Origin of the sequence: Streptococcus sp. DD04, assembly GCF_001578725.1 — a bacterium.
Lineage (GTDB): Bacteria > Bacillota > Bacilli > Lactobacillales > Streptococcaceae > Streptococcus > Streptococcus sinensis.
On record NZ_KQ968980.1, the window covers coordinates 23,639 to 47,009 of the forward strand.

At 40.4% G+C, this 23,371-nt stretch carries 25 protein-coding genes; all 25 read right to left on the reverse strand.

All coding sequences use genetic code 11. The features are described from left to right. Positions 1-94 precede the first annotated feature (94 nt). The gene (locus STRDD04_RS08255; protein WP_062201431.1) at positions 95-814 is read right to left on the reverse strand and encodes an IspD/TarI family cytidylyltransferase; all 720 of its coding nucleotides are present in this window, start codon (positions 812-814) and stop codon (positions 95-97) included. 27 nt (positions 815-841) lie between these two features. Continuing rightward, a complete protein-coding gene (locus STRDD04_RS08260) occupies positions 842-1,702 on the reverse strand; it encodes a LicD family protein (protein WP_062201433.1) in 861 nt (286 codons plus the stop codon). Between the two features lie 17 nt (positions 1,703-1,719). After that, positions 1,720-2,937: a DegT/DnrJ/EryC1/StrS family aminotransferase gene (locus tag STRDD04_RS08265; protein WP_062201435.1), complete on the reverse strand. Its 1,218-nt coding sequence runs from the start codon at positions 2,935-2,937 to the stop codon at positions 1,720-1,722. A 14-nt stretch (positions 2,938-2,951) separates the two neighbouring features. Further along, positions 2,952-3,644: a sugar transferase gene (locus STRDD04_RS08270; protein WP_062201437.1), complete on the reverse strand. Its 693-nt coding sequence runs from the start codon at positions 3,642-3,644 to the stop codon at positions 2,952-2,954. Between the two features lie 8 nt (positions 3,645-3,652). Next, a complete protein-coding gene (locus STRDD04_RS08275; protein WP_062201438.1) occupies positions 3,653-5,461 on the reverse strand; it encodes a polysaccharide biosynthesis protein in 1,809 nt (602 codons plus the stop codon). Between the two features lie 22 nt (positions 5,462-5,483). Further along, complete coding sequence (locus STRDD04_RS08280; protein ID WP_062201440.1) at positions 5,484-6,194, reverse strand: tyrosine-protein kinase; 711 nt, start codon at positions 6,192-6,194, stop codon at positions 5,484-5,486. Between the two features lie 9 nt (positions 6,195-6,203). Then, a complete protein-coding gene (locus STRDD04_RS08285; protein WP_062201442.1) occupies positions 6,204-6,899 on the reverse strand; it encodes a CspC family polysaccharide chain length determinant protein in 696 nt (231 codons plus the stop codon). A 62-nt stretch (positions 6,900-6,961) separates the two neighbouring features. Continuing rightward, entirely contained in the window at positions 6,962-7,693 is a 732-nt protein-coding gene (cps4B, locus tag STRDD04_RS08290) for a capsular polysaccharide biosynthesis protein Cps4B (RefSeq protein WP_062201444.1), read from the reverse strand. Positions 7,694-7,696: 3 nt separating this feature from the next. After that, complete coding sequence (gene cpsA, locus STRDD04_RS08295) at positions 7,697-9,148, reverse strand: LCP family glycopolymer transferase CpsA (protein ID WP_062201446.1); 1,452 nt, start codon at positions 9,146-9,148, stop codon at positions 7,697-7,699. Between the two features lie 371 nt (positions 9,149-9,519). After that, positions 9,520-10,119, reverse strand: a complete 600-nt coding sequence (nrdG, locus tag STRDD04_RS08300; RefSeq protein WP_062201447.1) for an anaerobic ribonucleoside-triphosphate reductase activating protein — start codon at positions 10,117-10,119, stop codon at positions 9,520-9,522. Then, a complete protein-coding gene (locus STRDD04_RS08305; protein WP_062201449.1) occupies positions 10,106-10,630 on the reverse strand; it encodes a GNAT family N-acetyltransferase in 525 nt (174 codons plus the stop codon). The genes nrdG and STRDD04_RS08305 overlap by 14 nt, the downstream gene beginning before the upstream one ends. A gap of 9 nt (positions 10,631-10,639) precedes the next feature. Then, complete coding sequence (locus STRDD04_RS08310) at positions 10,640-11,137, reverse strand: GNAT family N-acetyltransferase (protein WP_062201451.1); 498 nt, start codon at positions 11,135-11,137, stop codon at positions 10,640-10,642. Between the two features lie 55 nt (positions 11,138-11,192). Continuing rightward, positions 11,193-11,330 (reverse strand): hypothetical protein, encoded by a 138-nt coding sequence (locus STRDD04_RS11035; RefSeq protein WP_005592063.1) that lies wholly within the window; start codon positions 11,328-11,330, stop codon positions 11,193-11,195. A gap of 1 nt (position 11,331) precedes the next feature. Next, a complete protein-coding gene (nrdD, locus tag STRDD04_RS08315) occupies positions 11,332-13,527 on the reverse strand; it encodes an anaerobic ribonucleoside-triphosphate reductase (RefSeq protein WP_062201452.1) in 2,196 nt (731 codons plus the stop codon). 121 nt (positions 13,528-13,648) lie between these two features. Continuing rightward, positions 13,649-15,226 carry a hypothetical protein gene (locus STRDD04_RS08320; RefSeq protein WP_062201454.1) on the reverse strand — a complete coding sequence of 526 codons (1,578 nt, stop codon included), beginning with the start codon at positions 15,224-15,226 and terminating at the stop codon, positions 13,649-13,651. A gap of 256 nt (positions 15,227-15,482) precedes the next feature. Beyond that, positions 15,483-17,018 (reverse strand): cardiolipin synthase, encoded by a 1,536-nt coding sequence (cls, locus tag STRDD04_RS08325; protein WP_062201456.1) that lies wholly within the window; start codon positions 17,016-17,018, stop codon positions 15,483-15,485. A gap of 115 nt (positions 17,019-17,133) precedes the next feature. After that, the gene (locus STRDD04_RS08330) at positions 17,134-17,619 is read right to left on the reverse strand and encodes an SP_0198 family lipoprotein (RefSeq protein ID WP_062201458.1); all 486 of its coding nucleotides are present in this window, start codon (positions 17,617-17,619) and stop codon (positions 17,134-17,136) included. A 60-nt stretch (positions 17,620-17,679) separates the two neighbouring features. Next, positions 17,680-18,912, reverse strand: coding sequence for a bifunctional folylpolyglutamate synthase/dihydrofolate synthase (locus tag STRDD04_RS08335; RefSeq protein ID WP_062201460.1), 1,233 nt, complete (start codon positions 18,910-18,912; stop codon positions 17,680-17,682). Positions 18,913-19,105: 193 nt separating this feature from the next. After that, positions 19,106-19,417, reverse strand: a complete 312-nt coding sequence (locus STRDD04_RS08340; protein ID WP_037618287.1) for a DUF1292 domain-containing protein — start codon at positions 19,415-19,417, stop codon at positions 19,106-19,108. Between the two features lie 22 nt (positions 19,418-19,439). After that, positions 19,440-19,859 carry a Holliday junction resolvase RuvX gene (ruvX, locus tag STRDD04_RS08345; RefSeq protein WP_062201461.1) on the reverse strand — a complete coding sequence of 140 codons (420 nt, stop codon included), beginning with the start codon at positions 19,857-19,859 and terminating at the stop codon, positions 19,440-19,442. Beyond that, positions 19,859-20,125, reverse strand: a complete 267-nt coding sequence (locus STRDD04_RS08350) for an IreB family regulatory phosphoprotein (protein ID WP_005592119.1) — start codon at positions 20,123-20,125, stop codon at positions 19,859-19,861. Before STRDD04_RS08350 ends, ruvX begins: the two co-directional genes overlap by 1 nt. A 167-nt stretch (positions 20,126-20,292) precedes the next feature. Continuing rightward, complete coding sequence (locus STRDD04_RS08355) at positions 20,293-20,850, reverse strand: SP0191 family lipoprotein (protein ID WP_062201463.1); 558 nt, start codon at positions 20,848-20,850, stop codon at positions 20,293-20,295. Positions 20,851-20,939: 89 nt separating this feature from the next. Continuing rightward, positions 20,940-21,506 (reverse strand): SP0191 family lipoprotein, encoded by a 567-nt coding sequence (locus STRDD04_RS08360; RefSeq protein WP_062201465.1) that lies wholly within the window; start codon positions 21,504-21,506, stop codon positions 20,940-20,942. A 184-nt stretch (positions 21,507-21,690) separates the two neighbouring features. Next, entirely contained in the window at positions 21,691-22,089 is a 399-nt protein-coding gene (gene spx / locus STRDD04_RS08365) for a transcriptional regulator Spx (RefSeq protein ID WP_062201466.1), read from the reverse strand. An 85-nt stretch (positions 22,090-22,174) separates the two neighbouring features. Next, a complete protein-coding gene (gene recA, locus STRDD04_RS08370; protein ID WP_062201468.1) occupies positions 22,175-23,323 on the reverse strand; it encodes a recombinase RecA in 1,149 nt (382 codons plus the stop codon). Positions 23,324-23,371: the final 48 nt, after the last annotated feature.

Consider the following 23,371-nt stretch of genomic DNA (forward strand, 5'->3'; position numbering starts at 1 on the left):
GGTATCAGGTATTTTTCAGAATTATATACAGGCATTATAATGCTAATCAGTGGTATCATAAAATATTTATTTCCTTTCAAAATATCCTTTTATGTTAAATACCAAATATCTGTGAATTTTCTTTAGCTTCTAAGATTGCTCTAAAAACATAGTAATCTGAAGGAAAAGTTATTTTGATATTCTCAGAAGGACCCTCGACAGTATGTAATGTATATCCAAAGAAACTCATTAAACTGGCCGAATCAATAAAATCATTAATCCCTTGTTCCTGGGCTTTTAAATGAGATTGATAAATATCCTTAAGTATAAAACATTGAGGAGCTTTTGCAATTTGACATTGACTTCTATCTATAATTTTACCAACGGTATCATTCTCTCCTCTTAAGCTGATTGTTTCGCTGGCTACTGATACTGTTATAGCAGAGCGATTTTTTTGCACACATTCTATATCCTTGGATATAGTTTCAGCATTAATTAACGGTCTAACCCCATCATGTATTAAGACAATGCTATCCTCTGGGAACTTTTTAAAAGCCTCATCTAATCCATTAAAAATTGATTCTTGCCCAGTCGCTCCTCCTGAAACAATACTGCATACCTTAGTAATTTTAAATTTTTCTATCAAGCCCTGGCAATAGTCTTTCCATTCTGATAGGCAAACCAAAACAATAGCATCAATTTGTTCATGTCTTTGAAACTGTTCTAATGTATATATAAGAATAGGTTTCCCGTGCAATTCTAAAAATTGTTTTGGCTTGGTCTTAGAATTCATTCGTTGACCTGTTCCTCCAGCAAAAATAATGGCAATATTCATATTATTTCCCCACTTTTATAATTAAGTTTATTCATTTTTTATGCAGTAATAAATACCTTTGAATTGTTCATATGGTTCCGTGGTACTAATATATATAGTATCGTGCTTAGGCACTCTAGATTCAACTGGTGGTAGTTGCATATAATCTCCCCATATTTTTGATAAGTATTCTTTGTAACCTCTCATAACTGGCAAACTGTAACCTTCAAAATCACACCGTATAACACTATCAAAATCTTCTTTTGGATGTTCTATCAACATCCCTTTAACAGCTCCTATTAATTCTGTAACCTTACTACACTGTTCCCAAGAATACTTAGACATTTGTTGTTCTGAGTATTTCCATAACTTATATCTAATATTTTGAGAGGGAACCAAAAAATACATAATTTTTGCCATGTTTCTAAGCAGCCCCCCCTTATTATCAGGTAATCTCTGGACATTAAACAGAGAGAAGACAAAAGCATGAAACAATTGCAAACATCGTCTAATTCTAGAATCAGGACAAGCATCAATCGGCATTATTTCGATTCCTATACCATGGCAAATATCATCATTAATACTATGTCTATTAATAAATGTTGTGCTCCTATCTCGTATAGAAGCTCCTGCATCATGATAATTATGTTTTCGATCGGTTCTACAATAGACATATCTTGATTTTTGATTATATTTCGACCAAATTACCGCCAATCTTTCATAATCTTTTCTAGGCATAAAGATATCCACATCATCATCCCATGGAATAAACCCTTTATGCCTTTCAACACCAATTAGACAACCTCCACAGAGAAAATAGGTCAAATTATGTTCTTTGCAGAACGTATCAAAATACACTAAAATTTCTAATGTTTTCTCTTGCAGTTTTCGTACATTAACAGCAGTCATTAAATTTCCTCTTACTATTATTCATCAAACAATTGATTCAATATAAATTTATAGTTATCAATAATATATTCCACTTCCTTATCACTTAGTTTGGTATGTAACGGTAATGTAATTTCATTTTCAAAATAGCGATATGCGTTTGGATAATCTTTAATATCGAATCCTAAATCTTTATAGGCTGTCAACATTGGTAGTGGTTTATAGTGTACGTTGCACGCAATGCCTGCTTCAGCCATCTTTTGAATAATCAAGTTACGTTCTTCTAAACTGATTCCTTCGACATGTGTAACATACAAGTGTCTAGATGACTGATAGTGAGGCCCATCATGTTTCAGGGGTGAAATAGGCATACCTTCAAATGCCTTATCATATTGAGCAACAATCGCTTTTCTTCGTTCCAGTAATTGAGGATATCTTTTTAATTGTACTAACCCAATTGAAGCCATGATATCTGTCATATTACACTTATAAGCTGGCTTCACAATGTCATATTCCCAAGATCCTAACTGAGTTTTTGCTAATGCGTCTTTGGTCTGACCATGAAGTGATAAAATCTGAAATTCTTTATACAATTCATCATCATCAATATCAGGATGTGATTTCCAAGTGACACTGCCTCCTTCTGCTGTTGTAAAGTTTTTTACAGCATGAAAAGAAAATGATGAAAAATCAGCAATATCACCAGCAGGAACATTTTTGTACGTTGCGCCTAAGGCATGAGCACTGTCAGAAATAACTACAATCCGATTAAAGACATCTTGTAACTTACCAGTCGCTTTAAATAGATGCTGTTTTGTAAAAACAATATCGAAAATTCTATCGTAATCACATATAATTCCAGCTAATTCTACAGGGATAATCGCTTTTGTATTGGATGTAATGGCTTCTTCAAGCAAATCATAATTCATTTCAAAAGAATTTTCTTGAATATCAACCATAACAGGAGTCGCACCTACATGAGTGATAACACTGCAGGAAACTGTATAAGTCATCGCCGGAACAATGACTTCATCTCCTTCACCAATCTCTAAAACTCGCAGAATAAGCTCCAAAGCTGCTGTAGCCGAGTTTAAACATACCGTACGATTAGTATGGGTATACTCTGATAAGCGTCTTTCTAATTCTTTTGTTTTAGGTCCGGTTGTAATCCAACCTGAACGCAAGGTGTCTGCAACTTCAGCGATTTCTTCCTCTGTAATATCTGGGGGGGAAAAAGGGATATTATATTCTGTCATGATAGATCACTCTCCTATTTAACTACTTCCACTACTGTCTGAATCATGATTTTTAGATCATTAATAAAACCAAACTGTCTCAAATACTCTAAATTATAGTGCATTTTTGCGGGCAAAACCTCTTTAACATATGCATCATCAACCGTTAAGCCACGTTCGACACAGCCATTGATTATAAGATCTTCATCTTTGAACGAAATGCTTGCTGGAGAGGTTATCCCAGCTGGCAATAATAAAGTTGCTTTCATTTCATCTGTATACTGATTGGTATATTTAGGAACTTCCGGTCTGGTACCAACAAAACTCATATCTCCTAATAATACATTAACCAATTGCGGCAGTTCATCTATCCGATATTTCCGAATAAACTTTCCAATTTTAGTAATGCGGTTATCATTGTGAGAGGTTACGAGAGAGCCTTTTTTATCAGCTCCCTCAACCATGGTCCGAAATTTCCAAATTTTGAATTCTCTGCCATACTGCGTAATTCGGACTTGCTTATAAATAGCCGGACCCGGACTATCTAATTTTATCCAAATCCCAATTATCAAAATAACTGGAGAAAATAAGACAAGTAGTACAAAGGCTAATAAACGGTCCATTAAGAATTTAAAAAACAATGAAAACCTTTTATCTCTGAGAAATTTGTAATACCTTTTTACTTCTTCGTTCCTAATTTGGATTGGTAAATCTTCGAACTTTATCATCTATACCCCTACTGCTGTGCAAATTCTACTAACTTTTCTTTCAATTCCGAACCATCTAAATTAGAAATAGACTGAATGAACGCATCCACTTCTGTATTAGAAACGGCCTGCACATTCCCTACAAATATCTTTTCATAGATTTGCTCATCAACCCGCTCCTCGTTTGAGAGTAGCTCCTCATATAATTTCTCTCCTGGTCGAATCCCAGTCTCTACAATCTGTATTTCTTCTTCCGTATGTCCGCTTAGTGTAATCATTTTTTTAGCTAAATCTAAAATTTTAACCGGCTCACCCATGTCTAATACGAAAATTTCTCCGCCATGCATTAACGCTCCCGCTTGAATGACTAGGCGACTTGCCTCAGGAATTGTCATGAAATACCGTGTCATTCGGAAATCTGTCACCGTAATTGGACCACCATTTGCAATTTGTTCCTTGAATAGTGGCACAACACTTCCTCGACTGCCTAAAACATTTCCAAAGCGAACTGCAGCAAATAAGGTTTTCCCCTCTTCGTTTAAACTTGTGACAATCATTTCGGCAACACGTTTCGTAGCCCCCATGACATTTGGAGGATTCACAGCCTTATCGGTAGAAACCATCACAAACTTAGCAACTCCAGCCGCCTTAGCAGCCTCAGCAACATTTCTTGTTCCATAAATATTATTTTTAACTGCTTCAGTTGGATTATACTCCATTAGAGGAACATGCTTATGTGCAGCTGCGTGATAGACACGATCTGGTCGGTACTCTTTCATAATATGAAATATCCGCTCTCTGTCCTGAATATCCGCTATGATAGGAACAATTTCTACCTCTTCTCCGTAGTTAGTAGTCAGCTCTTTATGGATTAAATAGATAGAATTTTCTCCATGGCCTAATAGTAATAACCTTGCAGGAGAAAAACGAACTATCTGGCGACAGAGTTCTGAACCAATTGACCCTCCAGCTCCCGTAACCAAGACTGTCTTACCTTCAATATTGGACTGCAAACTTGTTTGGTCAAGTTTAACTTCTTTTCTCCCCAACAAATCAGCAATATCAATTTCTCTTAATTTGTGTACCTTTAACTTCCCTGTAACAACTTCTTCATACTTTGGCATGGCACTGACTTTAGCGCCTGTCTTTTTACAAAGAGAGAGAATGCGCTCATACTCATCTGGTTTAAGCGACGGAATAGCCACTACTATTTGACTTATCTCATAATTTGCTACAATTTCTGGAATTTGTTCGTCTGTGCCTACAACCTTAATACCATGCAGGAGCGAACCCTGCTTACTTACATCACGATCCACAACTGCAACAATTTTTAATTCTGGTGAGTCTTTTAGAGCGGTTGTGATAAATAAGCTTCCGCCATCCCCTGCTCCGACAACCAAGGTTCTGCTAACTTTACTTTCTTCAACTTCCGTGTAGGTAGTCCCATTCTTAAAACTGTACCACATTCTCCAGCCAAGTCGCATAGATATAGTAAACAAAACAGAAAACATGCAACTAAGTAACAGAAAACGATAACTAATTTTCAGTGACAACGCAATTTCTGTAAGAAAAGTAATAAAATAGGAACCTATTAAAATAAGACTTATGGTACTGAGCGTCTTATAATCTGTGTAACGATTGATGATCGAAAACAATCGAATTTTAAGACCAATTACGAAATAAAGGGCGGCAACTCCTGTTAAAGTTTGTATTAAATTCAAATCTGATAACAGAACATACTCAGATAAGAAAAAGTATGCTACATATCCACTAAAATATATCAGAGTAGCATCAGCTAACATCAAAATAATTCTTTTTTGTGATCGTGTTAGTTCCATTGTCCCCCCAGATTTATATTATCTACTTAGTATTTTCTTTCCCGTAGTTTCCGTAATTACCATACGCACCATAGATTCCGTATGAGCCATATTTATCCATAGCCACGTTGTATTTATTTAAAATAACTCCTAGGAATGGTGTGTCTGTTTGTTCCAGCTGTTCTTTAGCCTTCTGAACCAGCTTGCGTTTGACAACTCCTGCCTCTGTGACCAGGATAGAGGCATCACATTTTTGTGCAATGATAGCTGCATCGATAACAAGACCGATCGGCGGTGTATCGACAATAACATAATCATAATATTTGCGCAAAACATTCATCATAGAGTCAAAGTTTTTGCCCTGAAGAAGTGCTGTTGGATTGGGAGAGGTTTGTCCAGACTCAATGACAAAGAGATTTTCTACATCCGTCTCACACAAACCTTGAGACAGATCCGTCTTTCCTGCTAAATAGTCTGTCAAACCAGTTATTTTCTCTTTTGATTTGAAGACCCCAGACATGATTGAATTTCGGATATCCGCATCAATCAAAATAGTTTTATAGCCAGCTCTGGCAAAGGCAATGGCCAGATTTGTTGAAGTCGTTGACTTTCCTTCATTTGGCTGAACAGAGGTCAAGGCAATAATTTTGAGGTTATCTCCACTCAACTGGATATTAGTCCGAAGGGCGTTGTAATACTCTTCGGTCTTCTCGATAGAAGCTTTTCTGCTTCTTGATAATTCTAATCTCGGCATACTATCTCCTTATTTCAGTTTATTCATGTCAGGTACAACGCCAAGCAAGGTCAAACCCATCACTTCTTCAATATCTTCTGGCCTCTTCACTCGGTCGTCTAGAATATCTACCAACAGTACAACTACAACCATCACAACGCCTCCCGCAAGGAAGCCAAGCAACACATTGCGGCGGATATTTGGTGAAGATGGCTCTTTAGGCACTTCCGCTTCTTCCAAGGTTGTAACATCTGACACTTTAGTAACCGCAATGATTTTTTCTGCAGCCACTTCGCGAAGCGTATTGGCTATTCGGCTAGCCTCGTTCGGATTCCCATCCGCTACCGTGATTGATACAATCCGTGTGTCGGTCGGTACTGCAACAGTCACTTTTTCAGATAATCCAGCCGGTGTCGTCGGCAGATTTAGCTCTGAAATCACGCTCGCTAAAACGTCTTGGGATAAAATGATTTCTTTATAGTCTTTTACCAGATAAGCCCCTGCTTGCAAATCTTGATTTGTCAAAGCATTGTTGTCAGATTGCTGACGATTGACAACGTAGATCCGTGTCGTACTCTGATAAGAAGGTTTCGCTAAAAACACACTGTAACCCAATGCTAAAATAGCCATTACCAAAGCTGTCAAAACAATCAGAAACTTTCTTTTCCAGACTGTTTTCAACAAAGATAAGACGTCGATTTCAACCATTTGATTTTCTTGATTCATTTTTCTTTTTTCTCCTAAATTAAGATTGATGGTCTATCAATGCGAGGAATCGCTACCGCAATTTAGATAAACTCATCACTTAACAGAATTTCCTGATTTTTTCTAAATATTCGTTCTGCATATGATTCTCCGTATTTCTTAGCAATGATATCATAGGCTTCTTTTAGATATGGTGGACGGGAAGCCAAATTATGCATATCACTCGCTACAAAATGCACCAAATCATGGTCAAGAAAGAATTGAGCTCGTTTTTTCATAAATTTATATTTGTCACCAAACAATTTTGGCTTCAGAACACTGGAGCTGTTAATCTGCATATAACAACCCATATTTATCAACTCACGGACTCTTTTCTCATCATTTTCTAAGCAATGGTAACGCTCAATATGAGCAACTACTGGAGTCAGCCCCAGACGCAAAACATTGCTCAAAGCTGAGTGAATTTCCTTGTAAGGAGTACTCATACTAAACTCAATCAAAGCGTAAGTCGTCCCCCCTAATTTGGGAATCCGCCCCTGCTCTAACTTTTCCAGAACATCACTTGTATAATAAATTTCTGCTCCGTACAAAATCGTCAAATCATCTGCGATTTCCTTGGCCAACTCCTGTACTTGCTTGAAGTTTGCTGCAATCTTTTCTTCCGGAGTCTCAAACATTCCTTTTCTGCGATGAGAAGTTGAAACAATCGTCCTCACTCCTTGGCGATAGCTTTCTTCTAGCAAAGCTCTGCTATCTTCAATCGTATTCGGACCATCATCAACATCAAAAACAATGTGAGAATGAATATCAATCATGTTTTACTTTCCTTCCATAGTATCTTGAATGGCTGCTTTAGCCGCATTCAAGCTATTTTGATCAATTTCCATCATATAAAGACTAGCATCTGGCATGGCATGAGATGGCAGGCCAGTCGTTCCATTTCCCGTTAGGGCTTGGGAAACTACATTATAACTACCACCAGATTCTAGCTGTGTATTCACTAAGTTAACCATGGTTTCAAGGCTCATATTTGTTTGCACAGAATCCTGCAGACCAGAGATAATACCATTGTAATTTCTCAAGGCGTCTGTTGACGTTAATTTCTGGATAATGGCCGCAATGACTTTTTCTTGATTTTTTCCGCGATCGTTATCGCCACCGCTAAGGGAATATCGTTCCCGAACAAAGGTTAACGCTTGTTCTGAGTTCAGAGAGATCGTTCCGATCGGATAGTTTGTATTTCCCACAGTAAATTCCTGGTCATTATAAACATCAATTCCGCCAAGCAAGTCAATTAATTTCAAGAAAGAGGTGAAATTGAGACGAACATAATAATTGATGTCGATCCCATAAAGATTTTCTAGGGTGTGAACGGAAGCATCAACACCGTAGATCCCAGCATGGGTTAATTTGTCAGACTGGTTGAGACCGCCGTCTGCGATTGGCACATAGGCATCCCGTGGTGTTGTCGTCAACAAGACTTTCTTAGTCTTACGATTGACTGTCATAATGATATTTACGTCGGAACGAGACACAGATGAAATCGGCCCGTACGTATCAATTCCACTAACATAAATATTGAAGACATCCGCATTTGGATCTTGTTTCCCTATGGCTGTTTCAATCTTTTTAGTTAATTTATAAGAATATATTTTCTTAATCTTGGAAGCGTAGTCTGGATCCTCACTGCGAAGCGTATCCTCAAACACACTATTCAAAACAATGGCCTTTGCTTCCCCGTTTGTCAGAGACCGATAAGCAGCTAAGTAAGATGTTGCTATGTCAACTGTCAAGTCAACTTTTTTTAGTTGAGCTACATTCTGTGTCAGCGCATTGATGTTGTCAGCATCTGTCCCCGTCGGAGCTAAAACATTTGTTAAATCCTTAACATCTGTAATTTCACTGTTTGCCAGAACAGCAATGCTCATTTCATATTCTGAGTAATTAGAAGTAGAATTCAAACCACTCGATAAATCCATGACTTCCTTGAAAGCATACATAGATATGGATCCTGCAAACAGAGCCAGAATAAGAACAATGCTGGTAGTAACACGCGCCTTATTTTTAAAGATAAGAAAGGCCGATGCGACTGCTACCAGCAGAATGAAAAAAATGGCGACAATATTCAAATATCGGAAAGCCAATAGATTGTAACGAATAATCGTAAAAATTAGCAGGGCTACTAACAAAGCATAAACACCCAAGAGTGCACTGTTCAGAATTCTAAAACGTTTTGTGTTCTTTGACGAGATCCTTCTTTTATGAGACATTACCGTTAACTACCTTCTATGTGAAATTACTCTAGTTTATTATATCACAAAAGTCCCCCTTTTTTAAGAAATTCTTAAGAATATTACATAATTGTAAAAAGTTTCTACTTTTTTGTGAACAATTTTAAATCTAAAATAGATGCCCTTTTTAAAATCAAAATAAGAAAACGATGCCTTAAAATAGGCACCGCTCGTTTAGGAAATATGTATAAAAATAGCGACGATCATTACTCTGCTAGTCTTGGATATTGACTTAAAAAAAGTAATTCTTTCGTCAAAAATAGAGCTTTGAATTATTACCAGTAAGAATCTACACTTTTTTGATTTCTAATAAGGATAAAATACTAAATCTATTGGTTACAATTTATTCATTACACTAGTTTGTCTCGGTCAACTTGTTCATAGGCCTGCAGCCCGTCATTGAGCTTGTCCCAGATGACTACCTGACCTGCCTGAAGGGATTTCTGCACATCGATGATGCGCTGATTAGAAGAACCGCGGAATTGCAGCATGAGATTCTTCTTTGTGATATCAAAACGGCCGTCCACCAAGATGTCAATCAGACTCAGTAGCTCCAGCTTATCCTCCGTTTCCAGCATCATCTCCTCCCAGGTGTAGCCTGTCCAGGACCAGATATCCTTGTCCGGCAGCTCTCTTCGAATCCGCTTGACCAAGGGCAGGAGGATACCTGTATTGAGAAAAGGTTCACCGCCTAGGAGAGTCAGCCCCTGCACATAGGGCTCCGCCAAGTCTTTCATAATCTGCTCCTCCAGCTCTTGGGTATAAGGAATGCCAGCATTGAAAGACCAAGTTGCTGCATTATAACAGCCCTCACAGTGAAACATACAGCCACTGACATAGAGGGAGTTGCGGACGCCTTCACCATCTACAAAGTTAAAGGCCTTATAGTCAATGATTCGCCCCTTACTCAACTCCTCACTTTTCCATTCTTGGGGTTTAGGATTGTTCATCTTTATCCTCCAAACTTATCCAGTAACGCTGACTTCTGTCGATTGTGTTATCATAAACACCGCCAGCAGAAAGAATCGTGCGTCGGCTAGCTTCGTTGTCTTTATCACAGGTAATCAGCACTCGGTCCAGTCCTTGCTTGCGAGCCTCTGCTAGTCCTAACTCCAGCTGCAACTTGGCCAAGCCCTTTCTGCGTTGACTGGGCCGAATAGAATAACCAATATGCCCACCCTCCACAAATAATTTGTCATTCAAGGACAGGCGCAAGGCTAAAAAGCCCAGAGGCAAGCCAGTTTCATCAAAGGATAAAAATTGGATGGCGTGAACCCAGCCTGCTGGCAGATTTCCAGCGTCCTCCTGCTGCTCTACAATTCGCAACCAATCTTCATAATCCTTTGCTCGTTTCCAAGTGGAGCCCATGCCGCCGTGCATATAGGATTTTGCAGCATCAAACTCCGCAATCATCTCTAAAATCGCATCTTTATCTTCCAAAGTTGGTCGTCGTAACTTCATAAACTATCCTCAATCTAAATCAATCCAATAGCGCTCTTTCCCAGCTCGAATATCCTCTAAAGTTCCGCCATTAGCCAGAATCACTCCTCGGCTGGCAGCATTGTCACTATCACAAGTCACTAGGACTCGTTTTATATTTTTACTTTTGGCTACTTGCAAGCCTTGTCGCAGCTGCTCTTTGGCCAATCCTTTCCTACGCGCAGACGGACGAATACTGTAACCGATATGCCCGCCTTCTTGGAGCAAATGGTCATTGAGCCGCAAACGCAGATTGAGAAAGCCCACAGCCTGGCCATCTGCAGCAAAAGAAACTAGTTGGATGTAAGGCACAAAACCTTGTGGCAAGCCTAGACCTGCCTCCGCTAGCTGAATAGTCTCCAGCCAGTCCTCATAAACAAAATCTGCTCCGCCAAAGAAGCCGTCCTGTCGGCTACCAGCCGCTTCAAAGTCAGCCAGCATCTCTAAAATCTTTTCCTTGTCTTCTAGTTTCGGTCGTCTAAGCTCCATAGTTCCTCCTGATACGAAGAGAGTGAGACCGCCTTGCGCCCCACTCTGACTTCTATTATTTCTTGTTCTTTTCTAAAAATTGCTGACGCAGTTTGGCTAATCGCTCTTTTTTGCCATTGCCGCCACGCGAATGTTTTTCATGGAAACGCTGCACCTGAGCCTTTCCTTTGTCGTCCAATTGATACTTTCCCATCTTAATTTCCTTCGTACTTAATAGTTGAGCCATTCATGTGCTTGACCCGAGCTGATATTTCCTTGTGTCGGCCATTGACCATCGGACGGGCTTGCGGATTTCCTAAGTAACCGCAGGTCCGCTTGACCACATCGACCGTCTTGGGATCGCTGTTGCCGCAGTTTGGACAGGTGAAGCCCCGCTCGGTCGGCGTGAAATCTCCCTCAAAATTACACTTGTAACAGCGGTCAATCGGCGTATTTGTACCTAAGTAACCAACTCGGTCATAGGCATAGTCCCAGACAGCTTCCAGAGCCTTGGGATTTTGCTGCAGCACAGGATATTCACAATAGTGGATAAAGCCACCAGAAGCTCCCACTTCGGGGTAAATCTTCTCAAAGTCCAGCTTTTCAAAAGGCGTTGGATTCTTACGCACATCGTAGTGGAAGGAGTTAGTATAGTATTCCTTGTCAGTAATATCCGGAACGACCCCAAACTTCTCAGTATCCAAGCGACAGAAACGGTCGGTCAGACTTTCAGATGGCGTTGAGTAAACAGAGAAATGATAGTCATACTGCTCGGACCATTCTTCTACCCGACGCTTCATATCTTTGACAATAGCAACCGTAAAGTCCTTGGCTTCTGGATTGGTCTCCCAATTGCCGCCATAAAAGACTGCTGCCACTTCATACAGACCGATATAGCCCAGGGAAACCGTTGCACGACGGTGAGTAAAGAGCTGGTCTACCTGATCATACTTGCCCAGACGTTGGCCAAAAGCCCCATACTGATAGAGAATCGGTGCGTTGGCTGGACTAGCTTCCTTGGTCCGCTCCACTCGGTAGACCAAAGCATCTTCAGCGATATTCATCCGCTCGTTAAAAAGTTCCCAGAATTTATCCAAATTCCCCTCGGATTCAAGCGCAATCCGCGGCAGATTGACAGTAACGACACCTAGATTCATACGGCCAGAATTAACTTCCTGACCATTTTCATCCTTCCAGCCTTGCAGGAAAGAACGACAGCCCATCGGCACCTTAAACGATCCAGTCAATTCAATAATCTTGTCGTAGGAAAGGACGTCTGGATACATGCGCTTAGTGGCACACTCCAGAGCCAGTTCTTTGATGTCGTAGTTAGGGGTTCCCGGCTCGAGATTGAGCCCACGCTTAAGGGTGAAAATCAGCTTAGGGAAAATCGCTGTGCGGTGCTCGCTTCCTAGCCCCTTGATACGGATATTGAGAATGGCCTTCTGAATTTCCCGCTCAAAACGATTGGTCCCCAGACCAAAGCCTAGCGAAGTAAAAGGAGTCTGACCATTAGAGGTAAAGAGAGTATTAATCTCATACTCCAGCGACTGCATGGCATCGTAGATGTCCTTCTTGGTCTTCGCCCAGGCGTACTCTTCCCGCTTATCTGGCAAAACCCACTGCTCAGCATCCTTGAGGTGCTTTTGATAATTAAGCTCAGCATAGGGCGCCAAGACTTCATCAATTCGGTCGGCCGAACAACCGCCGTACTGGCTGGAAGCTACATTGGCAATGATTTGCGAGATTTGCGCCGTCGCAGTCTGGATAGACTTGGGACTCTCTACTTCTGCATTCCCAATCTTGAAGCCATTTTTCAGCATGCCGTCAAAGTCAATCAGACAGCAATTAGTCATAGGTGTATAAGGGCTGTAGTCCAAATCATGATAGTGGATGTCCCCCTTCTGGTGGGCATTGGCCACATGAGGCGGCAGCATCTTGAGCCCGATAGACTTGCCGACAATTCCTGCAGTCAAATCCCGCTGAGTATTGAAAACATCACTGTCTTTATTGGCATTCTCGTTGACTACCGTACGATCTTTGTTGAGAAGCTTGTCAATGCTAAAATTAATGTCTGTCGCTTTTGAGCGCTCAAAATCCCGTTGGGTGCGGTAAGTGATGTAGTTCTCCGCGATGGCATATTCCTTTGCATTCAAAAGCTCATGCTCAACGATATTCTGAATTTCATAGATTTTGACATACTTAGCGAAGCGACTAGAAATCTCGGCCACAACACGGTCCGTGATGGTTTCCAGTTTAGCTTCCAGCATAGGCGTCATGGGGCCAAGGTCTTGAGCTGCCCGAACCATGGCCTTGTAAATCTTACTGACATCAAAATTCACTCTCCGGCCATCCCGTTTTTCAACATAGATGGTTGGGGCTGTATCAAATTTTGTTTCTCTTAAAATCATCACGAACACTTCCTCTTCTTAATAAGTCATCTACCAAACATTATATCACTCCAAAATAAAAAATCAATATGTTGTGGTAAAAATCTGTTTTTTTTATTTCACACACAACATATTGTTTTGATTATTGAAGCTGATAAAGCTTGAAGTGACTGAGTTTAAGGTTTGTTTCTTTATAGTTTTTAGAAATTTTTGTATCTACATCAGACAACAGTTGAATATGATTATTTACTAAAATAAATTTTGGTTCAACTTGATTTAGGGTATTTCGCAAATAAATCTGATTTTCATCTGTTCCTGTGTAAAGGGACGGAGTCAGAATTGAAACAGCAGACAGACGCTGGCTCTGTTGATAGAGACTCGCTGTATTATCCCAAGCATAAATCGTGTCTTTGGCGGAACTATTCTCCCGGATGTACCGAGCAGCTATCGCTCTTTCGCCAGAAACACCATTAGACAAAATGTACTCCTGTACAAAAGGAAAGCCAATCAAGTAAATCATCCCCACAAGAGGCAAAAAGACCTGTTTTGAAAAATAACGATTCCAAACGGATGTCTTGTGCCGTTCACGACGGCGTCTTCCTTCGTTTTCTACGCTAGTTTCCCCATTTTTGTTAAACCATAGGGCAAACAAGATAATAACAAATGGCAAAGCCGGGAGTAATTGGTAAGCCCCCTGTTCAGGCAAGCCCAGCGCTCCAATGAAGACGGTCAGAAAACCAAATAAACTGAGAATACGCATAAGACGAACAACTGCAGCTTCTTTTTTAAATTGAAAGCCCAAAACGAAAGCTGTTACAAAGCCCAACCCAATCGTCAGCAGACCATAATAGAGAGCATTACTCGGTAGCTGGCTGCCCGTCAATTTAAAAGCATCAATGGCATAGGTAACCTGACTAATGGCTACCCCAAAAGAGCCATTCCATACTGTGTAATATCCTAAAGGATAAAAGAGCAGAGAAAAACCAAGCAGGACAGCTAAACATTGATAAAGCCCCCTTGCTTTGCGCTTGGATGCAATATTATACACAAACAGAACTAGACCTGCCAGGGTATAAAAGACTATACTCAGCATTGGTTCGACAAGGAAGGATAAGGCTCCTACAGCACCATATAAAATGAAAACTTCATCTTTCACCGCATTTTGTACATAACGCATCAAAAAGGACATGCCCCAAAATACAAAAGGAAAAACAAAAATACTAGAGTAGAGACCACCAAATCCAAGCGTCGCTGTCAACAAGTAAAACAAGGGCAGCAGATTTTGCGCAAGACTGGAGTTTGTGGTAATGTAGGAAATCGTTTTAAATAAATAGACTCCCGCTAAAACAAGGGCAAGGACTTGAAAAATCAAAAACAAGATTTGACCAAATGCTATGCTGCCAGCCCAATTAATAAGATAGTAGAGCAAGCCGCTAGTTCCATATATATGGGAATAAATCGTTTGGCCCTGTGCCATAGCCCAGCCGGCATAGAGATTCTGAGATTGTAAGTTTGTAGCTAAATTCGTCAAAAGCGGATTGACAACACTGAACAGACTAACAAGAATACTCCAAGAAAGCACTTTAAAAAGCGGAACAGGACTCGTTTTCTTACGAAAGCGCTGAGTTCCTTCCTGCTCTGAAACTTCTACATTTGCTTCAGAAATTTCTGTCTTCATTTCAGGAATTTCCAGATTCTGTTGTTCATTTATATCATGCATAAAAAGCTTCTCCTCGATATCAGTCCTATATAGTATATCAAAAAGCTTCCTTTCTGTCAGCCTTATCCTGCATTCCTTTTTGCTTTTTACTCTTTTTAGCTGTTCTTTCTAAATCTCGAAAACGCTGATACGCCCTCCTTTCATAAATCTCTTGGCCTGCATACAGTATCTCCAGCAACGTCATGAAATCTTTCCTTTATTTTTACTATTCGGAAAAGAGACAAAAAAAGACCTGAATGAATCTCAGATCTTTCATTTACAACATTGGTGCAAACAACTGCATAATTTCTTTCACTAAGCGTTTATACCAAGAATGGTTCATGTTCTCAGGCAAAATTTCTTCACAAATTTCAAACATTTCTTTAAAATCTTGCTTAATAACGGGAATCGTCTCCGTTTGATACATCAATACAGCATTCTCATAATGGTGAACCAGACTGCGATAATCAAAATTAATCGTTCCCACCACGGCCAGCTCATCATCTGAAACAACATGCTTGCTATGGATAAAGCCCGGCGTATACTCATAAATCTTAACACCAGCCTCCATTAAATCTGGATAGGCTCCGCGCGTAACAATCTGAATCAGCTTCTTATCAGGAATGAATGGTGTCACAATGCGCACATCCACCCCTCTCATGGCTGCATTCTTGATATCCTCTGTCAAATCGTAGTCGATAATCAAATAAGGGGTTGTGATATAGACATAATCGATGGCTTGATTGATAATATTCTGATAAACAGCTTTCCCCACCTGTTCCTTATAAATCGGCTTAGGCCCGCTGCCATACGGAATATAGAGCCCCTTGCCTTCAACCCGCTGGCTATCAAAATGGTAACGGTCAAAATCCGTAATTTCCCCACGATTGATGTACCAGTTCATCAAGAAAAGACGCGTCAAAGCCTTCACCGCTTGACCTTCCAAGCGAATACCGCCATCTTTCCAATGACCGAAACGAACGATATGATTGATATACTCGTCCGCTAGATTAATGCCACCCGTATAGCCAATCTGCCCATCAACCACCAAAATCTTGCGGTGGTCACGATTATTATAGGCTACCGTCATCCGCGGAATCACTTTGTTAAACTTATGAGCATCAATTCCTAGGTTGCGTAATTTTTGAGTATAATCACCAGGAAGAGTCGCCATGCAGCCAATATCATCATAAAGCAGCTTAACCTCAACACCTTGCTTGACCTTTTCAAGCAAAATATCCAGCACACGATTCCACATCAAACCTTCATCAATGATATAAAATTCCAGAAAAACGAACTTCTTGGCTGACCGTAAATCAGCCAGCATGGCCGTAAACATCTCCTCACCTGTAGCGAAATACTGCGAGGCTGTCCCATCATAGACATCTGCATTATGGTCCATACTCAAAAGAGATTTCACAATCCCAAAAGCCGATTTATTCTCCTGCTTGAGCTCCATCCGCAAATCATAGCTATTGTCTTCTCGAAACTTCACCGAGTCCATATTTTCTAGTTGCTGGACTTCCTTTTTGGACAAATGCCGCTCTCCAAACATCAGATAAAGCAGGAAACCAAAAATCGGCACAACTGCGATTAATAACCAAGTTACCTTGCTTTCTGGCGGCATATTGCGATTGACAATCGCTAAAATCGTTCCAATATACAGAAAAATAATCACAAGCGCTGATAACCAATTGGGAACAAGCTGACTAAAATAGAAAAAAGCCACAAACACCAGAATCAATTCCAGCAACATAATAATAATACTGAACCCATACTTGGACATTAACAAACGAAATTTTCTGAAATTCATTCCCGCTCCTATCCTTTTACATATATTCTAGTATAACAGTAAATGAAGATTAACACAATCTTCACTCTGCTAAAAATGAAAAAGGCCCCTTTTAACAGGACCTTCCTATCAATTTTTATTCTTTTGTAAAGACGATTGTGTCATCATCATCATTTTCCTGCGATAAATCTTCCAGAGTTAGTTGATTACCCTCAAGTCGATAGCGCTCAACATCATCTCCAACAATCATAGTTTGATTAGTCGGATCAATCTGCACCTGCTTAATTTCCTGTTCACCATCGCGTTCGATTTTTGTCAGCGTCCCTTTATTTCCAGAGATTTCTAGGGTCAGGGAATCCCCTTCATGAGTCGCCTTATAGACTCCATCTAAGTCACCGACAGCTGTTTGACTGGAAGTAGAAGCCTCTGAACTACTACTATTTGCACTACTGTTTGCCTTGCTATTTGATGACACCGTCTCAGATGACTGAGGAACAGAGGAACTCGCTTGAGATTGAGAGGATTGCTTTGATTGATTCGGACCAGAATTTCCACAAGCCACCAATACAAAAGCGGTCATAGCCGTAAAGGCTGAAAGAACTATTTGTTTCGAAAACTTCATATCGTTTTTCCTTTCTTCGTTCCACTTCTATTTTATCAAACAGGCCTTCCCAAGGTCAACTTATACACGATAAAGATAGGCTCGAACCTCAGCAATAAAATAAAGCGATCCTGTGATAAAAAGGAGCTGGTCAGCAGCTTGCTCCCACTTAAACCTCTCTATAAACTCTCTGTAGTCTGCTACATAATCAAAGTTCGCAGCCTCTCCTTGTCCCACGGATTCTCCATAGGCAAAGCTAGTCACTGTCACCTGAACTTCCGGCAAAGCCTCTTGCAAATAGGCCAGCATACCGCTGTAATCCTTGCGCTTCAAAGCACCAAAAAGAAGATTGCATTTCTTACCCTTCTGTTCCTTGATAAACTCTACCAAACGAGTCAGAGCTGGCAAATTATGGGCACCGTCCAAATAAATCCCCGGACTAATCTCCTCTAGACGACCCGCCCAATGAGTCTCCCTCAAAGAAGAAGGAAGAACTGAAAAATCAATCTCCCAGCCCCTCTGCTTCATAAAAAGTAAAAAAGCTTGCAAGGCCAGAGCTGCATTTTCTTCCTGATAAGCACCTTGCAGTCCCAAGACTACATGCGATAAAAGAAGATCTCCATTTTTAAATGAGCCATTGGAAAAAGAAAAATCTTTGCCATATTCATAAAAATCTAAGCCCAAGGCTGCTGCTCGCTGTTCACAGACCAGCCGAGCTTCTTCCGGCAAGGGACCAATGACTGCAGAACAACCTTTCTTGAAAATTCCAGTCTTCTGCTCAGCAATAGCTGTAAGCGTCTGCCCCAGCGTCTCCTGATGATCCAAGCCCACTGACGTTACTACTGCAACTTGGCCAGCCAGCACGTTGGTCGTGTCCAAAAGTCCTCCTATCCCAACTTCGACTAAAGCCAGATCAACCTTCTCCTCCCTGAAATAAAGAAAGGCCAGTAAGGTCAAAATTTCAAAATAGGATAGCTGGTCATGACTCTTGTTCAGTTCTCTCTCCATCTCCTGAATCTGCCGCCCCAAGCGGATAAAATCAGCATCTGAAATCGGAAGGCCATTGATACAGATACGGTCATGAATGCTGACCATATGCGGCGATGTAAAACTACCTACTTTCTTTCCCTGATCTGCAAATAGATTCCGCAGAAAGGCAATTGTCGACCCCTTGCCGTTGGTTCCCGTTACATGAATAACTGGGTAAGCTCGTTCAGGATTCCCTAATAAATCTACTGCTCGCTGCATCCGATCAAGACCTGAGCGAAAGTTTAGACCAATACGGCTGTTCAGCCATTCTTCAATTTCATTCATTTTTTCACCTATATAAAAAGAGAAGCGAAGCAGACTTCAAATGTGAATCGCAACTCGCTTCTCCCTTATTTTCTATTCTTTGCATTTCAGCTTAAATTTTAACAGAAATATCTTTCACAGATCAAAAAGGTCCCTCGAACCTTCCTCGCTCTCTAGTTTTCAAGCTCGGGCTAAAAAGGTCCCCCGGACCTTTTTACTCCTCCATAAAGCTGTTGAAGACTTCTTCAATCATATCCCACTCTGCATCCGAGTCTTCTGGGATTGGTTGGAGATCCCCTTCTGTTCCATCTTCATTTTCTGTGAATGAATAGGCTTGGATTTCTACCTCGCCATTCTCATCTTCTTCAGCATTGGCTGGAATCAAAAGAACATAGTTCTTACCAAATTCTTCCTTGCCATCAATGGTCAGGAGAATTTCAAACAAGGTTTCATTTCCTTGCTCATCTACCAGTGTGATTAACTCACGTTCTTCATGTTCGTGGTCATGGTTATGATCATGCGCCATACTACTATTTCCTCAGTTCTTTCTAAAAGTTTCGATCCAAATAATTCTGTAAAATCAGCTGAGCAGCCAACTTATCAATCACTTTTTTTCGCTTGCTGCGGCTAATATCTGCCTGCTCAATCAGCATGCGCTCCGCCGCTACCGTCGTCAGACGCTCATCCTGATAGTCTACCGGGATTTGAAAAAGCTCTGCAATTTTTTCACCATAGGCTCTACTAGCGTCCACTCGCGGACCGCTGGTATTATTCATATTTTTTGGCAAACCAATTACAAACTTATCCACCTTGTATTGCTCGACAAGTTCCGTCAAACGCTCAAAACCAAACTGCTCCTTTTCCTCATCAATCTGAATAATTTCAAGTCCCTGAGCAGTAAAACCGATTGGATCACTAATCGCAACACCCACCGTTTTTGAGCCGACATCCAGTCCCATAATTCTCATCAGAGGTCGATGCCTTGCCCTTTCAGATAATAACGCACTAATTCTTCTACGATTTCATCTCGTTCATATTTACGAATCTGATTCCGAGCATTATTATAACGAGGCACATAAGCAGGATCACCACTCAGTACGTAGCCTACGATTTGATTGATTGGATTGTATCCTTTGTCATTGAGCGACTTGTAGACATCGGTCAAAGTCTCGCTAATTTCTTTTTTATTTGAATCATCAAGATTAAAACGTACAGTTTCATCTGTAAATCCCACAATTACACCCTCTTTCTTTAGAATATTACTATTATAGCATATTTACAGGCTTTTCACAAATTTAATTAACGTTAATTTTCTATTTTTTCAGCATTTTCTAACTGTTTTCCATATGACCAGTTCAAAAAAACCAGCCCTTTTTCAAAGGCTAGTTTTCATCAGCAGAATTAGGATGGATTTGCGACTTCCTTGCCACCTTCATCTTTAAATGACTTGATAAACTCTTCCGGCGTCTGAGACTTCATTTGAGTAAAGAGTTGTCCATAAGTAGGGATCTTAGCAGCAGCATCGTAATCAAGATTTGTAGGATCAATAATAAATTCAATATTTACAACACCTTGTTCAGTAATGTCCACCTTAACTTCAATGCCTTTGACTTTTTCAAGCTTATCCACTCCAGCACCCTGTTTAATTGTGGAAATCAACTCGTCTTTTATTGAAGACAGATCCTGATTAGCCAAGAATTCCTTGCTTTCCTCCGGCAAATTTTGAGCAACAAGAATGTTGACCTTTTCATATTTCTTGCCTTTGTATGTAACTGTCAATGTCATCGTTTGATCAAGGCCTTCTACTTTCTGATCTAACTGATAAGATTTTGTAACCGAAGCCTCCTTACCCGCATTTTGAGAAGATTGATTGCCACCAGACTGCCCACTATTTGATTGTTGACTGCAAGCTGTCAGCACCGCCAAACTAGCCACTAAAAGAATGAATGATTTTTTCATTTCTTTTCTCCTTTTAAAATTTTTATTACATTGTTGACAAAACATACAAATACGCAAAATACTTCCGTCAACTGCTCAAGATGGAAGTTTTATTGCTGCTCCTCAGCTCCGTTCATCAGTAAATTATTGATGTATTCCTCAGGAGACATTTTTTCCATTCCCTTTAAATCAACATTTTTAAAATAAGACATTGAAGAAGCTTTTCCAATATCCAACTTTTCGAAATCGTAGGTGGATGTGATATTTAATTCATCTTCATTCGCAATGACTACCGAACTTGTAAAACCTGAAACCGTCTTAGCCTGAGCATATTCTTCATCTTTAGCAACCGACTCATCCAAGTACTTTTGAGCTTGCTCTATACCAACTTCTTTAATGGCCTCTTTTAGCTCTCCTTCAGTCGGCACAATCTTCTCCATCACAACCGTCAAAAAGCGCTTCCCTTGATAAGTTATCGTTTGACTCGACTGAGCTCCTTTCTCATCTTTGGGAAAGACTAGTTTCTTTGTAATAATTTCTTGTTGCTCAGCATTGTTGATAATCGGAAGATTGGTAGTGATATCTTCTTTATTTCCCTTTGCTTTTTCTTCTTTTTTCTGTCCACATCCTGTCAATATAAGCGTTACAAGCCCTAGGACGAGTAAAATTTTTTTCATGGCAAGTCTCCTCAAGTATTATTCTATCACAGTTCCGCTACATGTCAATTATTTTCCAGTAAATTCAATATAAAAATATACTTGAAACAATAACCGTTTAATATCGTTCAGTTCTCTCCTTAGCTAATGTAGAAAACTCCACGCAAGAAAGGGGCAACTTTAAACAGTCCCCCTTTTTTTCATGTTAGAGCGCAGCCCGCAGACGAGCTTCAGCGTTTTCTACGTTTCGTACAGACCGCGGCAAGAAAGCACGAATATCGTCTTCCTTATACCCTACTTGGAGACGCTTATCATCCACCAAAATCGGACTTTTCAGAATCCGCGGTGTTGTCATGATAATATCAATCACTTCATTGACACTGAGGTCTTCAATGTCAACACCAAGTCCTTTCGCATAACGATTTTTTGAAGATACAATGCTAGCAATCCCATTTTCAGTTTTTGCTAAAATATCTAAGATTTCTTCCTTAGTAATCCCTTCCTTCCCAAGGTTTTGCTCCTTGTAAGTCAGCTGATGTGCGTTTAGCCAGGTTTTTGCTTTTTTACAACTAGTACAACTTGAGACAGTATAGATTGTAATCATGTAAGTGCTCCTTTCGCTACGCGATACTATTATCATAGTATATTATACCACAAAAACCATCGGTCTTGCGACCTATTTTAAAAAATTATTCCTCAATTTCAATGGCATCATCTAAATCAAGAGTCACTTCTTCCAGTTTTTCCACAGGAGTTTCAATCTTACCTTGAGCTACTTCTGCCGACTCATCATCTTCAATCAAACCGTAACGTACACGAACCTGACGGTCAATTTCGTCAAAGACTTCTGGATGATCAGCCAAGTACTTCTTAGCATTTTCAGAACCTTGGCCAATCTTTTCATCATTGTAGGAGTACCAAGCACCAGCTTTTTTGATAATATCCAAGTCAGTAGCAATCTTAAGTAGTTCGCCAGTCTTAGAAATACCTTCTCCATACATGATTTCCACAAAAGCTTCTTTGAATGGCGGAGCTACCTTGTTTTTCACAACCTTAATCTTGGTTTCCTTACCGACATTGGTATCCTTCTCATCACCAGTTCCCTTGATTTGAGTATTACCACGGACATCCAAACGGACAGAAGCATAGAACTTCAGTGCACGGCCACCTGGTGTTGTTTCAGGATTACCAAACATAACACCAACTTTTTCGCGCAGCTGGTTAATGAAAATCGCAATCGTCTTCGTTTTGTTGATAGAAGCTGACAGCTTGCGCATAGCCTGACTCATCATCCGCGCCTGCAAGCCGACGTGGCTATCACCGATGTCTCCGTCGATTTCTGCACGCGGTACCAGAGCAGCCACCGAGTCGATGACAACCAAATCAACCGCTCCAGAGTCAATCAGCTTGCCAGCAATTTCAAGGCCTTGCTCGCCAGAGTCAGGTTGAGACAGCAGCAACTCATCAATATTCACACCCAGAGCCGCAGCGTATGACGGATCCAAAGCGTGCTCTGCATCAATAAAGGCTGCGATGCCACCTTCTTTTTGAGCTTGAGCAACAGCGTGGAGAGCAACTGTGGTCTTACCAGAAGACTCTGGACCGTAAATTTCAATAATCCGTCCTTTAGGATAGCCACCAGCACCGAGGGCGATATCCAAAGCCAGAGAGCCTGAACTCATGACCTGAACCTTTTGCTCAGCTCGCTCGCCCAGACGCATAATAGCGCCCTTACCAAAGTCTTTTTCAATGTTCTTCAGGGCATTATCCAAGGCTTTTTGGCGCTCATCGCCGAATTTCTTTGTGATTTCATCTAATTTTTTTTGTTTCTTTGCCATTTATTTCTCCTGTTTTAAAATAATCTTTTGAGCATCTTTACATTATAT